General features: G+C 33.6%; 19 protein-coding genes. 12 read left to right on the top strand and 7 right to left on the bottom strand.

The genetic code is table 11. The annotated features are described in order from the left end of the window. Positions 1-13 precede the first annotated feature (13 nt). The 5 genes from porM to topA all read right to left on the bottom strand — a co-directional run bounded on the left by porM (position 14) and on the right by topA (position 7,480). Positions 14-1,576 carry a type IX secretion system motor protein PorM/GldM gene (gene porM, locus FGM02_RS10485; RefSeq protein WP_139958336.1) on the bottom strand — a complete coding sequence of 521 codons (1,563 nt, stop codon included), beginning with the start codon at positions 1,574-1,576 and terminating at the stop codon, positions 14-16. Between the two features lie 35 nt (positions 1,577-1,611). Then, positions 1,612-2,244, bottom strand: coding sequence for a type IX secretion system motor protein PorL/GldL (porL, locus tag FGM02_RS10480; RefSeq protein WP_139958335.1), 633 nt, complete (start codon positions 2,242-2,244; stop codon positions 1,612-1,614). 40 nt (positions 2,245-2,284) lie between these two features. Further along, on the bottom strand, positions 2,285-3,664 hold the full coding sequence (gene porK, locus FGM02_RS10475; RefSeq protein WP_139958334.1) for a T9SS ring complex lipoprotein PorK/GldK: 1,380 nt from the start codon (positions 3,662-3,664) through the stop codon (positions 2,285-2,287). 121 nt (positions 3,665-3,785) lie between these two features. Beyond that, complete coding sequence (locus FGM02_RS10470; protein ID WP_139958333.1) at positions 3,786-4,943, bottom strand: formimidoylglutamase; 1,158 nt, start codon at positions 4,941-4,943, stop codon at positions 3,786-3,788. A 23-nt stretch (positions 4,944-4,966) separates the two neighbouring features. Further along, entirely contained in the window at positions 4,967-7,480 is a 2,514-nt protein-coding gene (gene topA, locus FGM02_RS10465; RefSeq protein WP_139958332.1) for a type I DNA topoisomerase, read from the bottom strand. Between the two features lie 240 nt (positions 7,481-7,720). Between topA and miaB the strand changes: the two genes are divergently transcribed. The 8 genes from miaB to FGM02_RS10425 all read left to right on the top strand — a co-directional run bounded on the left by miaB (position 7,721) and on the right by FGM02_RS10425 (position 17,440). Beyond that, positions 7,721-9,184, top strand: a complete 1,464-nt coding sequence (gene miaB / locus FGM02_RS10460; RefSeq protein WP_139958331.1) for a tRNA (N6-isopentenyl adenosine(37)-C2)-methylthiotransferase MiaB — start codon at positions 7,721-7,723, stop codon at positions 9,182-9,184. A 17-nt stretch (positions 9,185-9,201) separates the two neighbouring features. Continuing rightward, positions 9,202-10,437: a sigma 54-interacting transcriptional regulator gene (locus FGM02_RS10455; protein ID WP_139958330.1), complete on the top strand. Its 1,236-nt coding sequence runs from the start codon at positions 9,202-9,204 to the stop codon at positions 10,435-10,437. A gap of 51 nt (positions 10,438-10,488) precedes the next feature. Further along, positions 10,489-10,989, top strand: a complete 501-nt coding sequence (locus FGM02_RS10450) for an LptE family protein (RefSeq protein WP_139958329.1) — start codon at positions 10,489-10,491, stop codon at positions 10,987-10,989. A gap of 2 nt (positions 10,990-10,991) precedes the next feature. Then, positions 10,992-11,705, top strand: coding sequence for a tetratricopeptide repeat protein (locus FGM02_RS10445; RefSeq protein WP_139958328.1), 714 nt, complete (start codon positions 10,992-10,994; stop codon positions 11,703-11,705). Further along, positions 11,702-12,052, top strand: a complete 351-nt coding sequence (gene secG, locus FGM02_RS10440; protein ID WP_139958327.1) for a preprotein translocase subunit SecG — start codon at positions 11,702-11,704, stop codon at positions 12,050-12,052. The genes FGM02_RS10445 and secG overlap by 4 nt, the downstream gene beginning before the upstream one ends. A gap of 151 nt (positions 12,053-12,203) precedes the next feature. Continuing rightward, positions 12,204-12,482, top strand: a complete 279-nt coding sequence (locus tag FGM02_RS10435) for a co-chaperone GroES (RefSeq protein WP_139958326.1) — start codon at positions 12,204-12,206, stop codon at positions 12,480-12,482. Positions 12,483-12,604: 122 nt separating this feature from the next. After that, on the top strand, positions 12,605-14,239 hold the full coding sequence (gene groL / locus FGM02_RS10430; protein WP_139958325.1) for a chaperonin GroEL: 1,635 nt from the start codon (positions 12,605-12,607) through the stop codon (positions 14,237-14,239). 408 nt (positions 14,240-14,647) lie between these two features. Next, positions 14,648-17,440 carry an outer membrane beta-barrel protein gene (locus tag FGM02_RS10425; protein WP_139958324.1) on the top strand — a complete coding sequence of 931 codons (2,793 nt, stop codon included), beginning with the start codon at positions 14,648-14,650 and terminating at the stop codon, positions 17,438-17,440. A 4-nt stretch (positions 17,441-17,444) separates the two neighbouring features. Here FGM02_RS10425 and FGM02_RS10420 read toward each other — a convergent pair whose 3' ends face one another. Continuing rightward, on the bottom strand, positions 17,445-17,888 hold the full coding sequence (locus FGM02_RS10420) for an exosortase F system-associated membrane protein (protein ID WP_139958323.1): 444 nt from the start codon (positions 17,886-17,888) through the stop codon (positions 17,445-17,447). Continuing rightward, complete coding sequence (gene xrtF, locus FGM02_RS10415) at positions 17,872-18,429, bottom strand: exosortase family protein XrtF (protein WP_139958322.1); 558 nt, start codon at positions 18,427-18,429, stop codon at positions 17,872-17,874. The genes FGM02_RS10420 and xrtF overlap by 17 nt, the downstream gene beginning before the upstream one ends. Positions 18,430-18,623: 194 nt before the next feature. On the opposite strand from xrtF, the gene purH reads away from it, so the two are divergent. From purH to mreD, 4 genes are all read left to right on the top strand, one after another. After that, positions 18,624-20,150, top strand: coding sequence for a bifunctional phosphoribosylaminoimidazolecarboxamide formyltransferase/IMP cyclohydrolase (purH, locus tag FGM02_RS10410; RefSeq protein WP_139958321.1), 1,527 nt, complete (start codon positions 18,624-18,626; stop codon positions 20,148-20,150). 78 nt (positions 20,151-20,228) lie between these two features. Continuing rightward, positions 20,229-21,257 carry a rod shape-determining protein gene (locus FGM02_RS10405; RefSeq protein ID WP_139958320.1) on the top strand — a complete coding sequence of 343 codons (1,029 nt, stop codon included), beginning with the start codon at positions 20,229-20,231 and terminating at the stop codon, positions 21,255-21,257. Between the two features lie 91 nt (positions 21,258-21,348). Beyond that, positions 21,349-22,158 (top strand): rod shape-determining protein MreC, encoded by an 810-nt coding sequence (gene mreC / locus FGM02_RS10400; protein ID WP_139958319.1) that lies wholly within the window; start codon positions 21,349-21,351, stop codon positions 22,156-22,158. Then, positions 22,151-22,663, top strand: coding sequence for a rod shape-determining protein MreD (gene mreD / locus FGM02_RS10395; protein ID WP_139958318.1), 513 nt, complete (start codon positions 22,151-22,153; stop codon positions 22,661-22,663). Before mreC ends, mreD begins: the two co-directional genes overlap by 8 nt. Positions 22,664-22,678: the final 15 nt, after the last annotated feature.

Genomic DNA, 22,678 nt, shown 5'->3' with positions numbered 1-22,678 from the left:
TGTTCTTAATTTGTTAGTTCGTTAACTCAACACTCAAAGGCAATACTCCTTTTAATCTATAGCTTGAATTTCCAATAATACTAGCTTTTACATCAAAAATACTAATAACATCACCTCTTCTAGCTCTTGTCAATGCTTTTTGTGCTCTTGCATCCAATCTTGTTCCGTTGACAACTACTGTAGATTGACCAGGTACTTTTATTTTAAATCCAGAAACTTTTAATTTCAAATCGAAATCAAAATCTATCAAGGCCGCATCAATTACAGATTTTGCCAAACTAGATTTAGGCATACGAATGCTACCAATTTGTTTTCTTATTGAAGCTGCTGGTGGTGGAATGTCTTTTATTCTAAAAGTTACTGGAGGTGATTTAATTACCGTCCCATCTGGAGTTTTCCCTGACACATTAATTACCACTTCTTTCCCTTTACCTGGAGACAATGTGTATTTCCCAATACCACTTGCTTTTTTCAATCCTGTTGCCGATGCTTTTACATCGCTATCTGCAATACCAGGAATAGAAATCGTAATTGGATTTTGTACGCCACGATACACCACATTCATCTTATCAGCAGAAACCACTGCAGAATTTGGTTTATTTACCACTAAATAGGTAGAATTAATTGGAATTACTACAGGCTTTCCATCTTGTTGAAAAACAAACTCTCCAATAATTTTATTCTCTCCTACACTTCCGGTCTTAAATTTTACGAGCGCCGCACCTTTATCATCACGACCTGTATAATTTTTCCCATTAACGGTCAAACGATCTGGTTGTAAACTAGCATCGTATTTCCCTAATACAATTGATCCTTCAAATTGTTCTCCTGCAAAATAAGCAGGTTTAGAAGGCAACACAATAGCTCTATATGTTTTTTGACTAATAGAAGCATCTGCTGTTAATTGTTTTCCCATTAAAACAGCCAAAATATCTTTTTCAGTCGCTTTTACATCTGATTGAATTACCGATAAATTTGTTAAAGTAGCTACTAAGGGAAATCCTTCGTATCTATTTCTTAACCATGGTTGTTTTGCTCCTTCTACTTCTTGATCGCTAATATCAAAACGTTTTTCAACATCCGTTTTAATTTCAGCATATTCTTTAGACTCTTCACCTAGAATTGTTTTTACACCTTCTTTAAATTCATTTATTTTCGAAATAAATAACTCTCCGTTTTTGGTAAATTTTTCTCCTGTAAAGAAATACTCATCTCCAGCCGTTTCCGTATCCATTGACTCGTAATCATGATGTAATTCAGGAGCTAAAGTATTTAATAAGGTATCCTTTACTCCTTGTACATGACCAAAAAGTGCCATTGATAAATCGTGAATTTGAATTGCCTTATCATTTATAATTCCATACTTTTCAGGTTGTTCTGAAGCCTTTACGCTTAAACCCTCTAAAGTACTTTCTACGTCACTAATTGATTTTTCGTTTGCTGTTTCTATTTTTTGATTTAAATATCCGAAGGATGATAGTACTTTTTTACCCATATTTAACGCCAACATTGCGATAAATACAAGGTACATCAAGTTGATCATCTTCTGCCTTGCTGATTGTTTTCCTCCTGCCATAATTAATTAGCTTTTTTTAATATTAGTACTAATTATTATTTGTTCATCGCAGTTAACATTCCTCCATAAACTGAATTTAAAGAAGACAAGTTGTTTGCCAATGCTTCCATTTGCGTTTCCAACTTCTCTGAATGTTTCAACATAGACTCATTTAAAAATGCTTGACGCTCAGTATTTTCAGACTGAACTTTGTACAAACTATTTAACGATTCTAAATGAACGGCAGCTACAGCCATTTCTTCGTTGTATTTATGAGTATTTGCCACCGTATCAACAGATGTATTAATGCTATCTGCGGCTCCTTTAAAATTTTTAATACTTGTAGCTAAACTCTCTACCAATTCAGCATCTAAATTAGATTGTCTTAACATATCATCTAATTTTTTGGTCAACAAACCATCTGCTGTTTCATTTTTTTCTTTGGCCTTACCTCCTGCTAATTCAGGATACGCTAAAGTCCAATCCAAATCTTCTTCAATAGGTTCAAAGAAAGCTGAATAAGCAAAGATAAATGCCTCTGTTAACAAACCAACAGTTAACATTACTCCACCGGTTAATACACCTACTTGAAAGTGTAATATTTTAAATAAGGCACCAATTAATACCACTGATGCTCCTAGTCCGTAGACCATATTTAATATTTTCTTGCTTTTTACTGACTGTGCCATATTCGTAATTTATTTTAGGGGTTAGTTTTAATTCATCTTTTTAATTTGCTAGACCAGAAAAATCTTGAACAGTTCTAAAGCCAATATAACTTTTTAAAGAATCTGCATACTCATAATCTCTTGTGCTAACTTGTAAGAAATACGCAATGTCTTTCCAAGAACCTCCACGTATTACTTTTCTTTTATTTTCTCTATCCACAACATTTGCATTGATACTTGATCCTACTTGATAAGACCCTGCGTTGTACGATGTATTTGTCCATTCAGAAACATTTCCAGACATATTGTACAAACCATAGCCGTTTGCATTGTAAGAATAGGCTTCAACGGTATACAAAGCACCGTCAATTGCATAATTACCACGAACAGGTTTGAAATTCGCTAAGAAACAACCTCTATCACTTGTGGTGTAAGGTCCACCCCAAGGGTAAGTAGCATTGTCTAAACCACCACGGGCAGCATATTCCCATTCTGCTTCTGTTGGCAATCTAAAATTAGGAACTTTTATTGGGTGTTTTCTTGAGGCTAAGTAATCGTTTTTCTTTTTTGTTTTCCAATTACAAAAAGCTTTTGCTTGGTACCAGTTTACCCCAACTACAGGGTATTCCTCATAAGCTTGATGCCAGAAATAGTTTTCATGAATTGGATCGTTATAAGAATAACTAAAATCTTTTACCCATACCGTTGTATCAGGATATACCGAAACATCTTCTGTTTGAATAAAATCTTTTCTTGTCCCAACTTTACTTTGAGCCGCAGCCGCTTTGTCGAACCAAGAATATGTGTACACCAATTTCTTTACTTTCAAAATTCTTTTTCCTTCAAAAGTATCTTCCAAAGGTAAATACATAGAGTCCATTACTTCAGCATAAGCTGCATCAGGATAATCTTGTTTTCCCCAAAGAATTGGTTCTCTCCAATTTAAAGATCTTCCTTCCGTAATAGAATTTACATTGTTAATCCCTCCATAGTTTTCAATCATGTATTTTTCATACACGGTAGCATCTTCCGTTGTTGTATCTGGTTCTACAAAGGCATATCTTGCAATTCCTTCATCAACACTATTACCTGTACTTGCATCCAAATATCGCATTTCATCAGCCATCAAAGCCAACTCAGTTCTAACTATTGAATCGCGTACCCATTGTACATATTCTTTATATTCACTGTTGGTGATTTCAGATTCATCCATGAAATATTTTCCAACCGTAATGGTTCTTGCCGAAGTTCCTATACCTCCAAACGGGTCTTCGTCAGAATTCCCCATAGTAAAAGATCCTCCAGGAACTAACACCATCCCGAACGGTTTTTCTGTAAACCACTTTGTAGATGATTTTGCACCAACTACCTCTCCTCTATCATTTGAACCACAACTACATACTACTAAAACTAGTACTATGTATAATGTTAATTTCCTCATATTTTATCCTTGTCTTTCAAATTTCGACGTAAACCTATCATTTTTTTTTATCAAAAACAATGATTTTATGCCAATAAATATTGTACTTTTTAATATAATTTCTTACGTATTACATGCAATACTAACCTAATTTCTTCAAGGCTTTATACCATCTTTCCGGTATGTTTTGATTTGTAGCGTCCAAATAGTCTTGATAAGTACAAGGTATTAACGCATGCCTCTTGTATTTATTGTCAGTTAAAGTATGAATTTCCAACCACCATCTACCACTCTTATGACTCTTATAAAAATTCATCACATCCCCTTCCAACGGCACAATGTACTTTAAATATTTCTCCTTTGTACAATAGGGATAATCTTTAGCTCTGCAACTTACGCCTTCAATAAAATACCAAATCATTTGTGCGACTAAATGTGCTGTCTGGCCTGAATTATCCAATCTATTATTGAATTCATACACTCCGAAAGAAGTCACCTTATCACTGATACCTGCATATCTTGAAATCGCGCAAATTTCATCTCCATAAAAACCATTAGGTCCTGCATTCGCATTTCCTGGCGCTTCACTTCTTCGAACCGCTCCCATATCAATGCTCACTATATCGGCATCTCTCATAATGGGCTCCACAATTTTTAAATCTTTCGCTTCTCCCAATCGATAGGCATCAAAAGACAGACTTTGAATTAAATCAATTTCTTCTTGAGCATTAAAAAAAGTTTGGTAACCAATATTACTAAAATTGAATAAATTGGCAGGCTCTTCCATAACAATCTTACTCAAATACGACTGTGAATTTAAAGAATCTTCCAAATTCCCTAAATCAAATTTAGAATCAACCACAACCACATTTACCATTTGCTCTAAAGCATCATACGCTCTGTAATTTGCATAGGTTAGATCCTGACCACCGCCAATAATTACCGGTAAAATATTCTTTTTTGCCAAAGAAGCCACTACTTCTTTTAAAACAAAATGGGTATCACTTAAAGAATTCCCTTGAGGGACATTTCCTAAATCAACAATATTCAATCCCCAGTTACCCGGAAAAAGTTTGTAAAAATATTCACGAACACTTGACAAACCATATCCAGTTGTATCATTATTTACAGCACCTCTTCCCTCTAAAACCCCAACAATTGCTATTGTAACGTTTGAAAGCTCTGGCAAGCCTTGTTCTTCTGTATGTATTTGAATAGAATGCGCTAATGCATGTTCTGGATACGATTGAATCGTTTCCAAAACTTCATTTTCTAGGGGTATTAAAAAATCTAAGTTCATTAACTAAATTAAGTGGATCGTAACTACTTTTTCTTTTTGACAACTTTTTTCTTAGCTGCTGGTTTCTTAGCTGCTGTTTTTCTAGGCTTCTTTTTCGGAGTCTTTTTCTCAATAATTTCAAGAACCTCTTCCAAAGTCATGTTTTTAGCATCCGTAGTTTTTGGCAATTCAATTTTTAATTTTCCCTTAAGAATATTAAAACGTCCCCATCTGGCTTTTTCTAAACGAATTCCTTCTTCTTCCCAATTGTGAATTACTTTTTCAATTTCTTTACGCTTTTTATCTTCAATTAATTCAACGATATTATCGTAACTCAAATTGTCAAAATCGTATTTTTTATTCACATTGATAAAAATACTGTTCCATTTAATAAAGGGGCCAAAACGACCAACTCCTTTTTGAACCGGTAAATTTTCGTATTCCGCAATTGGTGCATCTGCTTTTTGCTTAGCGACAATCAATTCAGTTGCTCTAGGCATATCTACAGCCATAGGATCTTCTCCTCTATCCAAAGAAACATACATCGTTCCAAACTTGATATAAGGTCCAAACCTACCATTTGACACCACAACATCTTCTCCTTCGTATACGCCTAAGTTTTTAGGAAGTAAAAACAACTCTAAAGCTTCCTCCAAAGTAATAGTTCCTAAAGTTTGCTCTTTTAATAAAGATGCAAATAATTTCTCTTCGTCTTCAGGATCTCCAATTTGAGCCATCGGACCAAACTTCCCTAAACGAACCAAAATAGTTCTTCCTGTTTCAGGGTGTTTTCCTAAAATTCTTTCTCCACTTTCTCTCTCAGCATTTTCAGAAACATCCTGTACTGTAGGGTGAAAAGCTTCATAAAACTCCTTAATCATGGCAATCCAATCCTGGTCTCCTTCAGAAATATTATCAAAATCAGCCTCAACCTTAGCCGTAAAACCAAAATCTAAAATATTTGAAAAATTAGCAACCAAGAAATCATTTACGATGTTTCCAATATCTGTAGGAACCAACTTCCCTTTATCAGACCCCACACGCTCAACAAGGTTGTTATTTGTTACTTTTCCAGATTTTAAAACAAATTGCTCGTATTCTCTTTCAACGCCATCAATTTCACCTTTTTGAACATAACCTCTACGCTGAACGGTAGAAATAGTTGGTGCATAGGTAGAAGGTCTACCAATACCTAACTCTTCCAATCGTTTTACTAAAGAAGCTTCTGTAAAACGGTAAGGCGGACTTGTAAATCTTTGTGTAGCTGTTATAAAATCATATTCTAAAGCTTCCCCTTTTGATAATTGAGGCAACATTCCTGCTTGCTCTTCCTCTTCATTATCATTTCCTTCTAAATATACTTTTAAGAAACCTTCAAACTTAATCATCTCTCCATTTGCAGAAAAAATCTTCTCGTTTTTGGTATTCTCTATTTTTACATTGGTTCTTTCTAATTGTGCATCACTCATTTGAGAAGCTAAAGTTCTCTTCCAAATTAAATCGTACAAACGATCTTGATCGTGCTCAACATTTACTGAATGACGTTTCATATCCGTTGGACGAATCGCCTCATGCGCTTCTTGTGCGCCTTTAGATTTTGTTTTGAATACACGTGGATTGCTGTATTCAGCACCATAGTAATTTGTAATCTCTTCTTCTGCTTCTTTTCTAGCATCGTCAGATAAGTTCAAACTATCTGTTCTCATATAAGTAATCAAACCGGCTTCATACAATCGTTGTGCAACTTGCATGGTTCTTGCCACTGAATACCCCAATTTTCTTGAAGCTTCTTGTTGTAACGTTGATGTTGTAAATGGCGGAGCTGGTGATTTCTTAGCAGGTTTCTTTTGTAAATCTACTATAGAAAAATCAGCATCGGCAGCAGATTTTAAAAAGGCTTCTGCTTCTTCTCTTGAATCAAAGTTTTTAGGAATTGTGGCTTTGAATTTCTTTCCTTCGCTGTTTAAAAATTCAGCAACCACTTTATAATGTGCTGAAGTTTGAAACTCGCGGATACTTCTTTCTCTTTCAACGATCAATCGAACGGATACAGATTGTACTCTACCTGCCGACAAACCTCCTTTCACTTTTCTCCACAATACGGGTGACAATTCATACCCCACCAAACGATCTAGTACTCTACGCGCTTGTTGCGCATTTACCATATCGTAATTAATATCTCTTGGATTTTCAACTGCTTTTAAAATGGCTTTCTTTGTAATCTCATGAAAAACAATACGTTTGGTATTGTCGTCTGTTAATTTCAATTGCTCTTTTAAATGCCAAGCAATTGCTTCTCCCTCGCGATCCTCATCACTCGCTAGCCAAACAGTATCTGCTTTTTTTGCTAAAGATTTTAATTTCTTAACGACTGCTTTTTTATCGTCCGAAACAATATAACTGGGTTTAAAATCTCCATCTACATTAATCCCCAACTCACTTGAAGGCAAATCGGCAATATGTCCAAAACTGGACTCTACCTGGAAATCTTTTCCCAAAAATTTCTCAATTGTCTTTGCTTTTGCTGGTGACTCAACTATTACTAAATTCTTTGCCATAAATTGCTTCGTAAATATTTTTAGAATGTCATTTTAAAGTATTTTTTCTGTAAAATTCAGTAAAATCACTCCTATATAACTGTTTGCAAAAGTAGAGAGTTTTTTTAAATTTCAAATTTAAGTTTCGAATAAATTAAAATAAATCTTATTTCTTCACTTAATTTTAACCTTTTATTTTCTGACACAATGTCACTATTCCTATTTTTTGATTGTATATTTGCAGTCCAATTTTTAGCTTACATGGAGACAGAAAAAATCATAGACGCCAACAAACAAGGTCACCCTTTATTGACAAATGACATCAAAGGAAACACCAAAAAACTTTATATAGAAAGCTACGGCTGTCAAATGAATTTAAATGACAGTGAAATTGTTGCTTCCATCCTTGCAGAAAATAATTTTAACACTACTCAATTTATAGAAGAAGCCGATTTGGTATTGGTAAATACCTGTTCTATTCGAGATAAAGCAGAACAAACCATTAGAAAAAGGCTACAAAAATACAATTCAATAAAAAGAATCAACCCAACAATGAAGGTGGGCGTTTTAGGCTGTATGGCAGAACGTTTAAAATCTAAATTCTTAGATGAAGAAAAAATTGTTGATTTGGTGGTTGGTCCAGATGCATACAAAGATTTACCGAATTTACTAGCGGAGGTAAACGAAGGAAGAGATGCCGTAAACGTGGTTCTTTCTAAAGATGAAACCTATGGAGATATTGCTCCTGTACGTTTAAACTCTAATGGAGTTTCTGCCTTTGTATCTATTACTAGAGGCTGTGATAATATGTGTACTTTTTGTGTGGTTCCTTTTACCAGAGGAAGAGAACGAAGTAGAGACCCACAAAGTATTATTGAAGAAATTCAAAACTTAAAAGACCGTAATTTTAGAGAAATAACACTTTTAGGACAAAATGTAGACAGCTACCTTTGGTATGGTGGAGGATTAAAAAAGGACTTTGAAAAGGCTTCAGACATTGCCAAAGCAACTGCCGTTGGATTTTCTAACTTATTAGATTTGGTCGCCACAACATTTCCAACATTACGAGTTCGTTTTTTTACTAGCAATCCACAAGATTTAGAACTTGAGGTTTTACATGTAATCGCGAAACATCCAAACATTTGTAGGTATTTGCATTTACCTGTACAATCTGGAAGCACCACTGTTTTAAAAAGAATGAACAGACAGCATACCCGAGAAGAATACATGGAATTGATTGACAATATTAAAAGAATTATTCCTGGAGTTGCCATTTCTCAAGACATGATTATTGGTTTTTGTGGAGAAACTGAAGAAGAGCATCAGGAAACCTTGAGCATGATGGAATATGTAGGCTACGATTATGGTTTTATGTACGCCTATTCTGAAAGACCTGGAACTTTAGCTGCTAAAAGATTGGAAGATGATGTTCCTGAAAAAACAAAGAAAAGAAGACTGAACGAAGTGATTGCTGTACAACGAAGATTGAGTAGCGAACACACCGATAGATATATAGGAAAAACAATGGAAGTCTTAATTGAAGGTGTTTCTAAAAAATCTGACCAACATTGGATGGCAAGAAATACGCAGAATTATGTTGCGGTTTTCCCTAAAGGAAATGAAAAAGTAGGCGACTATGTCATGGTGAAAATTGAAGACTGTACTTCGGCAACCTTAATTGGAAAAGCGGTAAGTGAACCACAAGAAATACCATTTGCAGTTTAACCTAAAAAAAACATTACATGGAAGGATTAACGGCTATAAAACAGCGCTTTGAAATTATTGGAAACAATGAAAAGTTAAATCGCTCTCTTGAAAAAGCAATTCGAGTAGCACCAACAGACATTTCTGTTCTAGTAACAGGTGAAAGTGGTGTTGGTAAAGAAACCATTCCTAAAATAATCCATCAATTATCACACAGAAAACACGCAAATTATATCGCTGTGAATTGTGGTGCTATTCCTGAAGGAACCATAGACAGTGAACTTTTCGGACATGAAAAAGGAGCTTTTACAGGTGCAACAACCACAAGAAAAGGCTATTTTGAAGTCGCTGATGGTGGAACCATTTTTTTAGATGAAGTTGGAGAACTTCCCTTAACGACGCAGGTTCGTTTGTTGCGTGTGTTAGAAAATGGAGAATTTATCAAAGTAGGATCTTCCAATGTTCAGAAAACAGATGTTCGTATTGTAGCTGCAACCAATTTAAAAATGCAGCAAGCCATTCAAAAGGGAAAATTTAGAGAAGATTTATACTACCGATTGAGTACCATAGAATTAGAACTTCCTCCTTTAAGAAATAGAGAAAATGACATCCATTTATTGTTTCGAAAATTTGCTTCTGACTTTGCCCAAAAGTATAGAATGCCAACGGTTAGACTTACAGAAGACGCTGTAAACCTACTGATCAATTTTAATTTCCCTGGAAACATTCGTCAGTTAAAAAATATAGCGGAACAAATTTCAGTAATTGAAGAGAGCAGAACCATTGACAAAAATAAATTAATTCAATATTTACCTAATTACAATAACCTACCAGCACTTGTTAATGCGGACGACAGCAATTCAAAATCTTTTGAAGAAGACCGAGATCTGATTTACAAAGCCATGTATGAAATGCGTAAAGACATTAATGATCTTAAAAAACTTACGCTAGATTTACTAAACAATGAAAACAGTGATCAGGTTGTACAGGAGAACAGACATCTTATTGATAAAATTCAAAGCAAAGAAAAAAACTTCTCTCAAACAAACAATGTTGAATTGATTCAAATTCAACAAACAAACCCGCCACTTCAAAGCAACTATGAAGACATAGAAACTATTGAAGAAGACGAATCGCTATCTTTACATGAGAAAGAAATAGAAATGATAAAAAAATCATTAGAAAAAAATCAGAACAAAAGAAAATTAGCCGCAAAAGAACTAGGAATTTCAGAGCGTACACTGTATCGAAAAATTAAACAGTACGATCTTTAAAATTAGATCACAATATTTGTACTATTGTAAAACCAAATGGAGTATATGAAAATGAAAGTTGTATTATTTGTTAGCCTAAGCTTATTTTTAACCACTATTAGTTGTGGTATTTATAGTTTTACAGGTGGTAATACTGGAGATGCAAAAACCATACAAATTGATTATTTTCCAAACAATGCTCCCTTAATTGAACCTGGTTTAAGTCAGACTTTTACACAAGCCTTACAAGATTTATTTGTAAGACAAACCAACTTAAGTTTGATAAAATCTAAAGGAGATTTATTTTTTGAAGGAGAAGTAACCAACTATTCTATCACTCCAATGACGGCCACTGCAGATCAAACAGCTGCAGAAAACAGACTTACGATTGTTATCAATGTACGTTTTTACAACAACTTAGATGAAGCTAAGAATTTTGAAAGAAAATTCACACATTTCTATGACTATCCAGCCAATGACATTTTGAGTGGAAGTAGTTTAGATGCTGCTTTAGAAGAAATTTTTGAAAGAATTACCCAAGATATATTTAATGCTTCTGTAGCCAATTGGTAATTATGGAAAAAAATATTTTTTTAAACTTCGCATCTAGCTCGCAAAACATTTCAGAAAATGAAATTGAAGCCATAGAAAATATCACGAAAGAATATCCTTACTTTCAACTTGCCAAAGCCATTTATTTAAAAGGTCTAAAGCAAAACAATAATTTTAAGTACAATAAAGTCCTTAAAGAAACAGCAGCCCTAACAACAGATCGAGCTGTTTTGTTTGATTATATTACCGATTTTGACGCCCAAAACAAAACAATTCCTTTTGCCAAGACTTCAGAAAAAATTCAAAAAACAGAGAGCAAACTCACTACCATAAAACACAAACTTGAGTTAGGAAAACCACTTGAATTTGCAAAAAAAGAAACCCACTCTTTTACAGAATGGTTACAGCTTAGTGCCACAAAGCCAATTCAGCGAGGAGATGAAAATTTAGGCACTAGCAAGTTAGAAAACAAGTTAGATTTAATTGACTTATTTATAGAGAACAATCCGAGTATTCAACCTATAGACAAAGAAGCCAAACCTTCCTCAGAAAAGAAAATAGTTTTGGATAATTCAGGCATCATGACCGAAACTTTGGCCAAAGTTTATTTAGAACAAAAAAAATATTCAAATGCAATCAAAGCATATGAGATTTTAATTTTGAAATATCCAGAAAAAAGTGGTTTCTTTGCAGACCAAATTAAGAATATAGAATACATTAAAACAAATAAATCATGACATATACACTGTTCCTTAGCTTAATACTTATTGTAGCCGTACTATTAATTTTATTAATTATGGTGCAAAACCCTAAAGGTGGTGGACTTTCATCTTCTTTTGGAGGAGGAGGATCTCAATCAATGGGAGGTGTTCAAAGCACAAACAACTTTTTAGACAAAGGAACTTGGACTTTAGCAATTACGCTAATGGCTTTGATTTTATTATCAAACTTTGCCATTCCTAGAGAAGGTAATTCTGAAAACTCTCAAATTGAAAACAGAATCAACGATAGAGAAATTTCTGACGAAGCTCCAGCACAACTTCCTCAATTGAAAGAAGAAGCGACTGAAGAAGCTGCAGAATAACAATACATCAACTTAAAGTTGACAGTAAAAATGCCAAGGTAAATGACACCTTGGCATTTTTTTTTACATTTTGTCAGAATGTTAGAATTGGCATACTTTTAGACACTTACTAAACAAAACAATTAAAATTTACCTTAAAAATATAACTACAATGAGTAACGTAAACATTAGACCATTAGCAGACAGAGTGCTTGTAGAACCTAAAGCAGCTGAAACTACTACTGCATCTGGATTGATTATTCCTGATTCAGCAAAAGAAAAACCATCTGAAGGAACTGTTGTTGCCGTTGGAAACGGAACAAAAGATGAGCCTTTAACAGTTAAAGTTGGTGACACCGTATTGTACGGTAAATATGCTGGAACTGAGCTGAAATTAGAAGGTACCGATTATTTAATCATGAGAGAGAGCGATATTTTCGCAATTGTTTAATTAACGATAGCAATGAACTTTTGTTCAGCGCTAAATTTTTACGTTAAAAAACAAACTAAAACTTATATAATTCATTTTAGCTAAAAGCCCTATGCGAATAGCTAAAAACAAAAATTAAAACAATGGCAAAAGAAATTAAATTTGATATTGAGGCAAGAAACGGACTTAAAAGAGGAGTTGATGCTTTAGCAAATGCAGTAAAAGTAACTTTAGGTCCTAAAGGACGTAATGTAGTAATTGAAAAATCATTTGGCGGACCTGCAATTACAAAAGATGGTGTAACTGTTGCAAAAGAAATTGAATTAGAGGATCCTATTGAAAACATGGGAGCACAAATGGTAAAGGAAGTCGCTTCTAAAACCAATGACTTAGCAGGAGATGGTACAACGACAGCTACCGTTTTGGCACAAGCAATTGTAAAAGAAGGATTAAAAAATGTTGCTGCAGGAGCCAATCCTTTAGATCTTAAAAAAGGAATTGACAAAGCAGTTTCTGAAATTGTTGCCAACCTACAAAGTCAATCTGTAGTTGTAGGAAACGAATCAGATAAAATCAAACAAGTAGCTTCTATTTCTGCAAACAATGACGAAACAATCGGTGATTTAATTGCTGAAGCTTTTATCAAAGTTGGTAAAGAAGGAGTTATTACTGTTGAAGAAGCAAAAGGTAGAGATACTTATGTAGATATTGTTGAAGGAATGCAATTTGACAGAGGTTACTTATCTCCATACTTTGTAACAAACACAGAAAAAATGTTGGTTGATTTAGAAAATCCTTACATTTTATTATTTGAAAAGAAAATTTCTTCTTTAAAAGAATTATTACCTGTATTAGAACCAATTTCTCAATCAGGAAAACCATTATTAATTATTGCTGAAGATGTTGACGGAGAAGCTTTGGCTACTTTGGTAATGAATAAATTACGTGGCGCTTTAAAAATTGCTGCTGTAAAAGCACCTGGTTTTGGAGACAGAAGAAAAGCCATGCTTGAAGACATTGCAATTTTAACAGGTGGTGTTGTAATTTCTGAAGAAAGAGGATTGACTTTAGAAGCAACGACCCTAGATATGTTAGGAACTGCTGAAAGAGTAACAATTGACAAAGACAATACAACTATTGTAAATGGCGCTGGTGAAACAGAAGCTATTTCTACAAGAGTTGGTCAAATTAAATCTCAAATTGAAAGCACAACTTCAGATTACGATAAAGAAAAACTTCAAGAACGTTTGGCTAAATTAGCTGGTGGTGTTGCTGTATTGTACGTAGGCGCTGCAAGTGAGATTGAAATGAAAGAGAAAAAAGACAGAGTAGATGATGCATTGCATGCAACTCGCGCTGCTGTTGAAGAAGGAATTGTTGCCGGTGGTGGTGTTGCCCTTGTTAGAGCAAAATCAAGTCTTTTAGCTATTGCTACTGAAAACCCAGATGAAGCAACAGGAATTAATATTTTAAACAGAGCTATTGAAGAACCATTAAGACAAATTGTTCAAAACGCAGGAGGAGAAGGATCTGTTGTTGTTTCTAAAGTTTTAGAAGGAAAAGGAGATTTCGGTTTCAATGCTAAAACTGGAGAATATGTTGAAATGTTAGCTGCTGGAATTATCGATCCAACAAAAGTAACTCGTGTTGCTTTAGAAAATGCAGCTTCTGTTGCAGGAATGATCTTAACAACAGCTTGTACACTTACAGAAATAAAATCAAATGCTGGAGGAGATGACCACGGTCACCCGCCTGCTGGGATGCCAGGAATGATGTAAAATTCCTTTCTATCACCTATTTAAAAATGCTTTCGATTAATTTCGAAAGCATTTTTTTTGTTAACCACCTTTCTTTAACTGCATTTCTATCATCTTTCAACAAATAAATAAAAGTAGCCAATTAAACTCTATGGCATTTTTATAGTCCATAGAACGCCAACCAGCCTTTGTTTTCAGAAATTGCTTTTTGATTTCTATAAATTTATTGCAAAAAAACATCCTTATTGAACATCAAAAACAAACCCTACCATGGGCGTCAAGTATGTACACCAATTACAAACGTATAAAATACATTATTTAAAAAACTGCATACCAACACAATAGCGTATTATTGATTTTTACGGCATCAAATTTGATAAGCAAAATGAAACTATATATTTCTAAACTAAACACCACTCTGTACAACTAATGCGTTCTAACACTTCCAAAACTCGAATCTTTCAATTATGTGCCTTCCTTTTTCTTTTAACAACTTCAATAACTGCTCAATCAGGAAAAATTAAAGGAACCGTAATCAACCCACAAAACGAACCTTTAGAATTTGTATCTGTTGCCTTATTGCATCCTAAGGATTCAACAATGATCAATTTCACCACCACAGATATAAAAGGTTTTTTTGAAATTACAGAAAACTCAAAAGACACTTTATTGGTGCAATTATTTTCAACTGGTTACAAAGCATATTTCCAACAAGTAATTAAAAGCAAAGAAACTTTCGATTTTAAAACAGTGATTTTAGAGGAAAATATTGATTTATTAGATGAAGTTACCATCACTGCAGTGATTCCTATTCAAATAAAAAAAGACACCATTGCCTATAATGCCAGTTCTTTTAAAGTGAACTATGATGAAAACATTGAAGGTTTACTAAAAAAACTTCCTGGTGTAGAATTAGAATCTGACGGAAAAATAAGTGCCAATGGAAATGAGGTGACGAAAATTTTTGTGGATGGAAAAGAATTTTTTGGAGGAGATCCAAGTATGGTTTTAAAAAACTTACCGGCCGATGCCATTGCCAAAATTGAAATTATTGATAAGAAAAGTGACGAATCAGAACTGACAGGTGTTGAAGATGGAAACAAACAGGTAGTCATCAATTTCTCTTTAAAAAAGACAAAGAAAAAAAGAGGCTTTGGAAAATTATCGGCAGGTATGGGCTTAGACAATCGCTATTTCACCAACCTTAACTACAATAAATTTGATTCTAAATCACAATTTTCTGCCATTGGTAAATTCAACAATATTAATGTTACCGGATCTAGCATTCAAAGTTTCTTAAACAACTCTGACGGTCTTGCAGATGAATCTGACGACAATGATTCTAGCCCTAGAGTAAAAAGTCTAAGTGGTTATTTGCAAACCTCACTAGCCGGAGTACATTATGGTCATGAATTTCAGAAAAAGGAATCATTCAACACAGATTATTCATATTCATCTTCAGAAAACCATGGAATTTCCAATACCAAAAGAACTACATTCAATCCCAATTCCTCATTTGATTCTGCCAACGAAAGACAATACCACAATACCTCAACAAACCATCGTTTAAATTTCAACTATAAAAATCAATCAAAAAAAACAAGCAGTCTCTATATTAAAGGAGGATTTAAAAACACACGTTCCAACTATTTATTGGGAAGAAACGACTCCATTTTCAATTCTGATAACGAAGTCAAAACCTACACTTTTTCTGATTCTGAACTAGAAAAAATTCAAAATTCAGCCAACATACAAGCCAATTATTACAAAAAACTAGATAGCATAGGAACTAGTTTTAACATCGGTGTAAAAGATGTTCTTAACAAACAAAATATAAACAACACACAAGACACAGAACGTTTATCAAAATACAACACCGACAGCCCTGTTTCTAAATTAACTGAAATTGAAAGAGATGATGCGGTACTAAATAACAATTTCATATTCTCATTTAAATTTACACAACCACTAGGTAACGACCACTATTTTAAAATTGAAAGTGTTACCGATATTAAAACATCAAGAGAAAATATCAATCAAAACAAAACGGAAACAGAAAACGCAACTGAAAATAAATTTCCTTTAATATTTGATCAAGATTTTGATGAATACCGATATATTACAAATGTGCAACACACCTACAATACTGAAAAAGTAAATTATTTTGCCGGTGCAGAATTGTTGCAACTAGATCGTACTTTCGGCTTGGTAGGAGAAGACAAATACAACAAATCACAATTTTATGTGAACCCTACCGCTCGGATTCAATTGACTCCAAAAAAAGGAAGAAAATACAATTTAACCTACAAAAAAAGTATTAATAGCCCTAGAAACTCGCAAATAACAGCAGTAATAAATGATGTAAATCCAAACTATATTAGAAAAGGAAATCCGAACTTAAAAACGGAAAAGTTAAATAATATTTCCTTTCGATCTATCATCAACGATTACAAATCTTCTTTAATATTTGTTTCAAAACTTGCCTATACACATACGGATGATGCCATTATTCAAACTATAGAAACGGATGAAGAATATGAATACATTAGAACTAGAGATTATGCAAATAAAGGCACTAAAGAAAACGCAAATGCTTTTGTATCTATAAGTAAAAAAATAAATAAAATTGGCCTTAGAACCAATCTAAAACTAAGAGGAAACCTAAGTACCTACAATGCCTTAGTCAACAGAAAAAACAACGACGTAATTTCACATAATTACAATGTAAACCTGTCTTTTGAAAACTTTAATAAAAATATTTTTGACGTAAAAGTAGGTGCTAGCTATACCGTTAATGAAACGAAATTTTCTTTAGACGAAGAGGAAGTTGTTGACATGACGGCCACCACACAAGATTTGAACCGTAAGTTTATCAAGCAGCATTATTTTGCCATGGTCGACTACCGAATTTCAAAAAGATTAAACGTCAATTCTCAATTCGATTACAACCTACTTACAGACAACCAATTTGTTTCCAATCAAAAAATACCTTTGTGGAACGCAGCTATCTCTTATGCTTTAACGGAAAACAAAAAAAGTATTGTAAAATTAGTACTTATCGACTTATTAAATAAAAATGTAGATATTTCTAGACGAAGTAATTTGAATTATTTTGAAGAAACTACCAACCAAAGTTTGGGAAGATATATTGTACTTAGCTATACCTACCGTTTAAATGGTGGAAGTAAAAAAGCAAAGAAACAGAAAAAAAGAAGCGCCTAAACTTTTAAAGTGTCGGCTCAACATCGGTTAATTTTTCATAATACAGCGCCGCAAGTAACAGCAACAAAAACAACGGATGAATTATAAATCTTCTGATATAAAAAGGCAATAAATACCCGTTATTAAAATCGTTTGCCAGTAAAATATAATAAACGACACCTAGCACAAAAAAAGCAAGTAGGTATAGTTTTGAGGACAGAATTACATAGCCTATTTTTTCAAAAGCAACATATACGATCGCCAAAGAAATCATTGAGTTTAGAAAAAACCGATACCCTAAATTCAAAAATAATTCACCTGTTTTGTATTCAGGCATTTGGGTATATAAATAATCGTTTTGAAAATATACGATAAAAGGATCATAGAATAAAGCATCTTCATAGGCTCTAACTAAAACCAATAAACCGAACAGCAAAAACAAAAGTGGATATTTATACCTTCTTCGCATCTTTCAATTTTTTATAGTTAGAAAACACATTCACCCAAACTACCCAAAGTAGAAATACCATTCCATAAATAATACTTGGAAACACCAAACTATGCAGCAGTTTTTGCTCATATGGCCATTTGTACAATGCCATTGTTAAAAAAGCAATCCTAAAAATATTAACCCCATAAATAAGCACACTGCCTAACAAGGCATACAACACTGTTGTTTTTAAAGATCCGGGGAAAGCCACAATAAACGCAATAAAAAGGATAATCAAACTAATAGAATTGCAACCTTCAATAACCCTAGCGGTATAAACATTATGTACCAATAATTTTACCGACAATTCACTTTCATGTGCCACCGCACGAACATTATATCCGAAAAAATTCAACAAGCCTTCCGTTTGACTAGCTACTAGATTAGTGATTGGAGCGCATTTATAAATTGGCGATTTAATTTGTGTCTTGTTCAAGTACAAAGAATACAACCCGAATAGTAAAAAATACGTCGAGAAAAATTTCAATAAAAAAAACCGAATACTTTTACGTTTGCTCACACTGGTGTTTTTTTGAAGTCCCTAACGAAAATAGGCAATTTATTTATCAAAAAAGAATCTTCTTGTTTCTATTGAAAAATCAAGACAAAAAAGCCATTCTAAAGCGCTAAAAATTAATTGATTTTGATATTAAATTTATGTTGCGAAAGCATTACTTAATTAGTAACTTTGCACAAAATTTTACAAGACATAAAATGAGCACTAGCAAAACAGCAAAATCTGCCTTAATTTCAGTTTTTCACAAAGATGGGTTAGAACCTATCGTAAAGAAATTAAATGAGTTAAACATAACTATTTATACAACTGGAGGAACAGAAACATTTATCAAAGACCTAGGAATCGATGTAGTTCGTGTAGAAGATTTAACTTCTTACCCTTCTATTTTAGGAGGCCGAGTTAAAACTTTACATCCTAAAGTTTTTGGAGGAATTTTAAACAGACGTGAAAACGAAGGAGATCAAAAACAAATTGAAGAATTTGAAATCCCTGAAATTGACATTGTGATTGTGGATTTATATCCTTTTGAAAAAACTGTAGCTAGCGGTGCTTCTGAAGAAGATATTATTGAAAAAATTGACATAGGTGGAATTTCTTTAATTAGAGCTGCTGCAAAAAACTTTAAAGATGTTATTTGCGTATCTTCTATGAATCAATACGATGATTTCCTAGATATTATAACAAAAAACAACGGTGCTACAACTTTGGCAGAACGTAAAGCTTTTTCTGCTAAATCTTTTGCAGTATCAAGTCACTACGACACGGCTATCTTCAATTACTTAAACGTAGAAGAGCCAACTTTCAGACAAAGTTTTGATATTTCTAAACAATTACGTTACGGAGAAAACCCACACCAAAGAGGTTTCTTCTACGGTGATTTGGATCAGTTATTTGACCAGTTACACGGAAAAGAATTATCATTCAACAATTTATTAGATGTTGATGCTGCCGTAAACTTAATTAGAGAATTTAAAAACGAAGCGCCAACTTTCGCCATCTTAAAACACAACAACGCTTGTGGTTTTGCACAAAGAGAAACTTTGGTTCAAGCATATATTGATGCTTTGGCTGGTGATCCAACTTCTGCTTTTGGAGGGGTTTTAATTGCCAACAAAGAAATTGACAAAGCAACGGCTGAAGAAATTCATAGTTTGTTTTGCGAAGTTGTCATTGCTCCTTCTTATTCTGAAGAAGCTTTACAAATTTTGAAAGGAAAGAAAAACAGAATTATCTTAGTTCAGAAAAATGTAGAGTTACCTGCTATTAGCTATAGAACGGCCTTAAACGGTGTTTTAGCGCAAGATCCAAATACAGTTACTGACACAAAAGAAGGTTTGACAAACGTAACCAACAGATTGGTTTCAGAAGAACAAATTGACGATTTATTATTTGCTTCTAAAATTTGTAAACACACAAAATCGAACACAATTATTCTTGTTAAAAACAAACAATTGTGTGCAGGAGGTACCGGACAAACATCTAGAGTTGATGCCTTAGAACAAGCCATTGCAAAAGCAAAAACATTTGGGTTTGACCTAAGCGGAGCCGTAATGGCAAGTGATGCTTTTTTCCCATTTCCTGACTGTGTAGAAATTGCAGGAAACGCTGGAATTGATGCAGTTATTCAACCAGGAGGTTCTATAAAAGATCAATTATCTATCGATTATTGTAACGAAAAGAATATCGGAATGGTTTTCACTGGAACTCGCCATTTTAAACATTAATTCACTAAATTTGAGGGATGTATTCGCCAAAACGGTGAATACATCTTTTTAAATTAACTAAATACACTAAAAAACACTATGGGTTTTTTTGATTTCATGATTGAAGATGTTGCTATTGATTTAGGAACAGCGAATACACTAATTATCCATAACGGAAAAGTTGTCATTGACAGCCCTTCAATTGTAGCTAGAGATAGAACTACGGGTAAAATTATTGCTACTGGACAAAAAGCCAGTTTAATGCAAGGTAAAACCCATGAAAACATCAAAACAATTCGCCCCTTAAAAGATGGAGTTATTGCTGACTTCCAAGCTTCTGAGGAAATGATTAAGGAATTTATCAAAAGTATTCCTTCCATTAAAAAAAGATTATTCCCACCTGCCTTGCGTATGGTAATATGTATTCCTTCTGGAATTACAGAAGTAGAAAAACGTGCGGTACGTGATTCTGCCATGCATATGAATGCCAAGGAAATTTATTTAATTTACGAACCAATGGCTGCGGCAATTGGGGTTGGAATTGATATCATGGAACCTAAAGGAAATATGATTATTGACATAGGTGGTGGAACTACAGAAATTGCTGTTATTGCCTTAGCAGGTATTGTTTGTGATAAATCTGTAAAAGTAGCTGGTGATTTATTTACTAGTGATATTACATATTATATGCGTACCCAACACAATTTATTTGTTGGTGAAACGACTGCTGAAAAAATTAAAATTCAAATTGGTGCCGCTACGGAAGATTTAGATACACCGCCAGATGACATGTTGGTTCAAGGTCGTGATTTATTGAGCGGTAAACCAAAACAAGTACAAGTTTCTTATAGAGAAATTGCCAAAGCATTAGACAAATCTATTCTTAGAATTGAAGATGCGGTAATGGAAACCTTATCAAAAACACCTCCAGAATTGGCGGCAGATATTTACAATACTGGAATTTATTTAGCCGGTGGTGGATCTATGTTGAGAGGCTTAGACAAACGTTTGTCTAAAAAAACAGACCTTCCTGTTTATATCGCTGAAGATCCATTAAGAGCTGTTGTTAGAGGGACTGGTATTGCCTTAAAAAAAATAGACACCTACAAGAGCGTGTTGTTGAAATAGTTTTTTGATTTTAGAGACCAAGGTCATTCAAATAAATTAAAACTGAATTTTCATACCCAAGGGACATGAAAATAAATAACACCTAACGAACATGCAGCATATTGCATACTTTATTCAAAAATACAAATACTTCTTGCTTTTTATATTGCTAGAAGTATTTGCGTTTTTATTAACCGTTCAATCTAGATCGTACCACAAAAGTCAGTTTATAAATTCTGCAAATGCCATAACTGGCGGCTTTTTTGAAACCTCTAATTCCTTTTTTGAATACACTACTTTGAAAAAAGAAAATCTTCGATTGGCGGAAGAAAACACATTGCTCAGAAATCAATTGGCCAGCATACCTGAACAAATCCACACAATACCCTTAGATTCTACCTTACAAACCAATGAATTTATAACGGCAAAAGTCATCAGTAACAATTTCAAAAAAAGAAACAATGTTTTAACCATTGACAAAGGTACGAATGATGGTTTAAGCATTGATATGGGTGTTATTACAAGCCACGGAATAATTGGAGTCATCAATAATATTTCTTCCAATTACGCTACCGTACTTTCTATTTTAAACAGCAAATCTAAAATAAACGTAAAACTAAAAAGAAGTCATTACTTTGGAACTTTAGATTGGAACGGGAAAAATTATCGATATTCTCAACTTCAAGATATACAACGACAAGCACCAATTCAAATTGGCGACACGATAGTGAGTGGAGGAAAATCAATTTTATTTCCAGAAGGTATACTTATCGGTCGTATTTCTGATTTTAAAATCAATAATAAAAATTACGAAAACATAGAAGTTGAACTTTTTACAGACATGAGTAATTTGGGCTATGTGCATGTCATCAAAAACAACGACAAAGAAGAAATTGAAAAATTAGAAAACCAAAATGACTAGAGATACCCTATCCATAGCTATTCGCTTTATTTTTCTTTTGCTTTTGCAAGTATTAGTCTTAAATAATATCAACTTTTTTGGGTACATCAATCCGAACTTGTACATCTTATTTGTCTTTCTATATCCGCTTGAACAAAAGCGAACTAATTTCCTTATCGTAGCATTTTTACTTGGGCTATGTGTCGACTTCTTTTCAAATTCAGGAGGAATCAATGCAGCGGCAACCCTATTTATAGCCTATATTAGGCTCTATGTATTAAAATTAGTCCTCAACAAATTTGACATCGATTACAAACTATTTAAATTGACTTCCGAGCAGTCTATTAAAATATTTATTTACATAGCAACCCTAACCTTTGCACATCATTTTATCCTATTCTACTTAGATTATTTCAGTTTTAAAAACCTATCACTCGTCTTGTATAAATCATTCACGACAAGTATCTTTACCATTATTTTAAGCATCTTAAGTTTGGTACTTATTACCAAGAAAAAAACAGTCTAATTTTTAAACTTACAC

It is taken from the genome of Flavicella sediminum (genome assembly GCF_006381105.1).
Taxonomy (GTDB): Bacteria; Bacteroidota; Bacteroidia; order Flavobacteriales; family Flavobacteriaceae; genus Flavicella; species Flavicella sediminum.
Note: the sequence above shows the minus strand (reverse complement) of the source record. Positions and strands in the feature narration are given on the sequence as shown.

Bases quoted from the DNA above. Each gene is read 5' to 3' on its own strand.
- porM (WP_139958336.1), bottom strand. From the start codon at position 1,576: ATGGCAGGAGGAAAACAATCAGCAAGGCAGAAGATGATCAACTTGATG.
- porL (WP_139958335.1), bottom strand. From the start codon at position 2,244: ATGGCACAGTCAGTAAAAAGCAAGAAAATATTAAATATGGTCTACGGA.
- porK (WP_139958334.1), bottom strand. From the start codon at position 3,664: ATGAGGAAATTAACATTATACATAGTACTAGTTTTAGTAGTATGTAGT.
- FGM02_RS10470 (WP_139958333.1), bottom strand. From the start codon at position 4,943: ATGAACTTAGATTTTTTAATACCCCTAGAAAATGAAGTTTTGGAAACG.
- topA (WP_139958332.1), bottom strand. From the start codon at position 7,480: ATGGCAAAGAATTTAGTAATAGTTGAGTCACCAGCAAAAGCAAAGACA.
- miaB (WP_139958331.1), top strand. From the start codon at position 7,721: ATGGAGACAGAAAAAATCATAGACGCCAACAAACAAGGTCACCCTTTA.
- FGM02_RS10455 (WP_139958330.1), top strand. From the start codon at position 9,202: ATGGAAGGATTAACGGCTATAAAACAGCGCTTTGAAATTATTGGAAAC.
- FGM02_RS10450 (WP_139958329.1), top strand. From the start codon at position 10,489: ATGAAAGTTGTATTATTTGTTAGCCTAAGCTTATTTTTAACCACTATT.
- FGM02_RS10445 (WP_139958328.1), top strand. From the start codon at position 10,992: ATGGAAAAAAATATTTTTTTAAACTTCGCATCTAGCTCGCAAAACATT.
- secG (WP_139958327.1), top strand. From the start codon at position 11,702: ATGACATATACACTGTTCCTTAGCTTAATACTTATTGTAGCCGTACTA.
- FGM02_RS10435 (WP_139958326.1), top strand. From the start codon at position 12,204: ATGAGTAACGTAAACATTAGACCATTAGCAGACAGAGTGCTTGTAGAA.
- groL (WP_139958325.1), top strand. From the start codon at position 12,605: ATGGCAAAAGAAATTAAATTTGATATTGAGGCAAGAAACGGACTTAAA.
- FGM02_RS10425 (WP_139958324.1), top strand. From the start codon at position 14,648: ATGCGTTCTAACACTTCCAAAACTCGAATCTTTCAATTATGTGCCTTC.
- FGM02_RS10420 (WP_139958323.1), bottom strand. From the start codon at position 17,888: ATGCGAAGAAGGTATAAATATCCACTTTTGTTTTTGCTGTTCGGTTTA.
- purH (WP_139958321.1), top strand. From the start codon at position 18,624: ATGAGCACTAGCAAAACAGCAAAATCTGCCTTAATTTCAGTTTTTCAC.
- FGM02_RS10405 (WP_139958320.1), top strand. From the start codon at position 20,229: ATGGGTTTTTTTGATTTCATGATTGAAGATGTTGCTATTGATTTAGGA.
- mreC (WP_139958319.1), top strand. From the start codon at position 21,349: ATGCAGCATATTGCATACTTTATTCAAAAATACAAATACTTCTTGCTT.
- mreD (WP_139958318.1), top strand. From the start codon at position 22,151: ATGACTAGAGATACCCTATCCATAGCTATTCGCTTTATTTTTCTTTTG.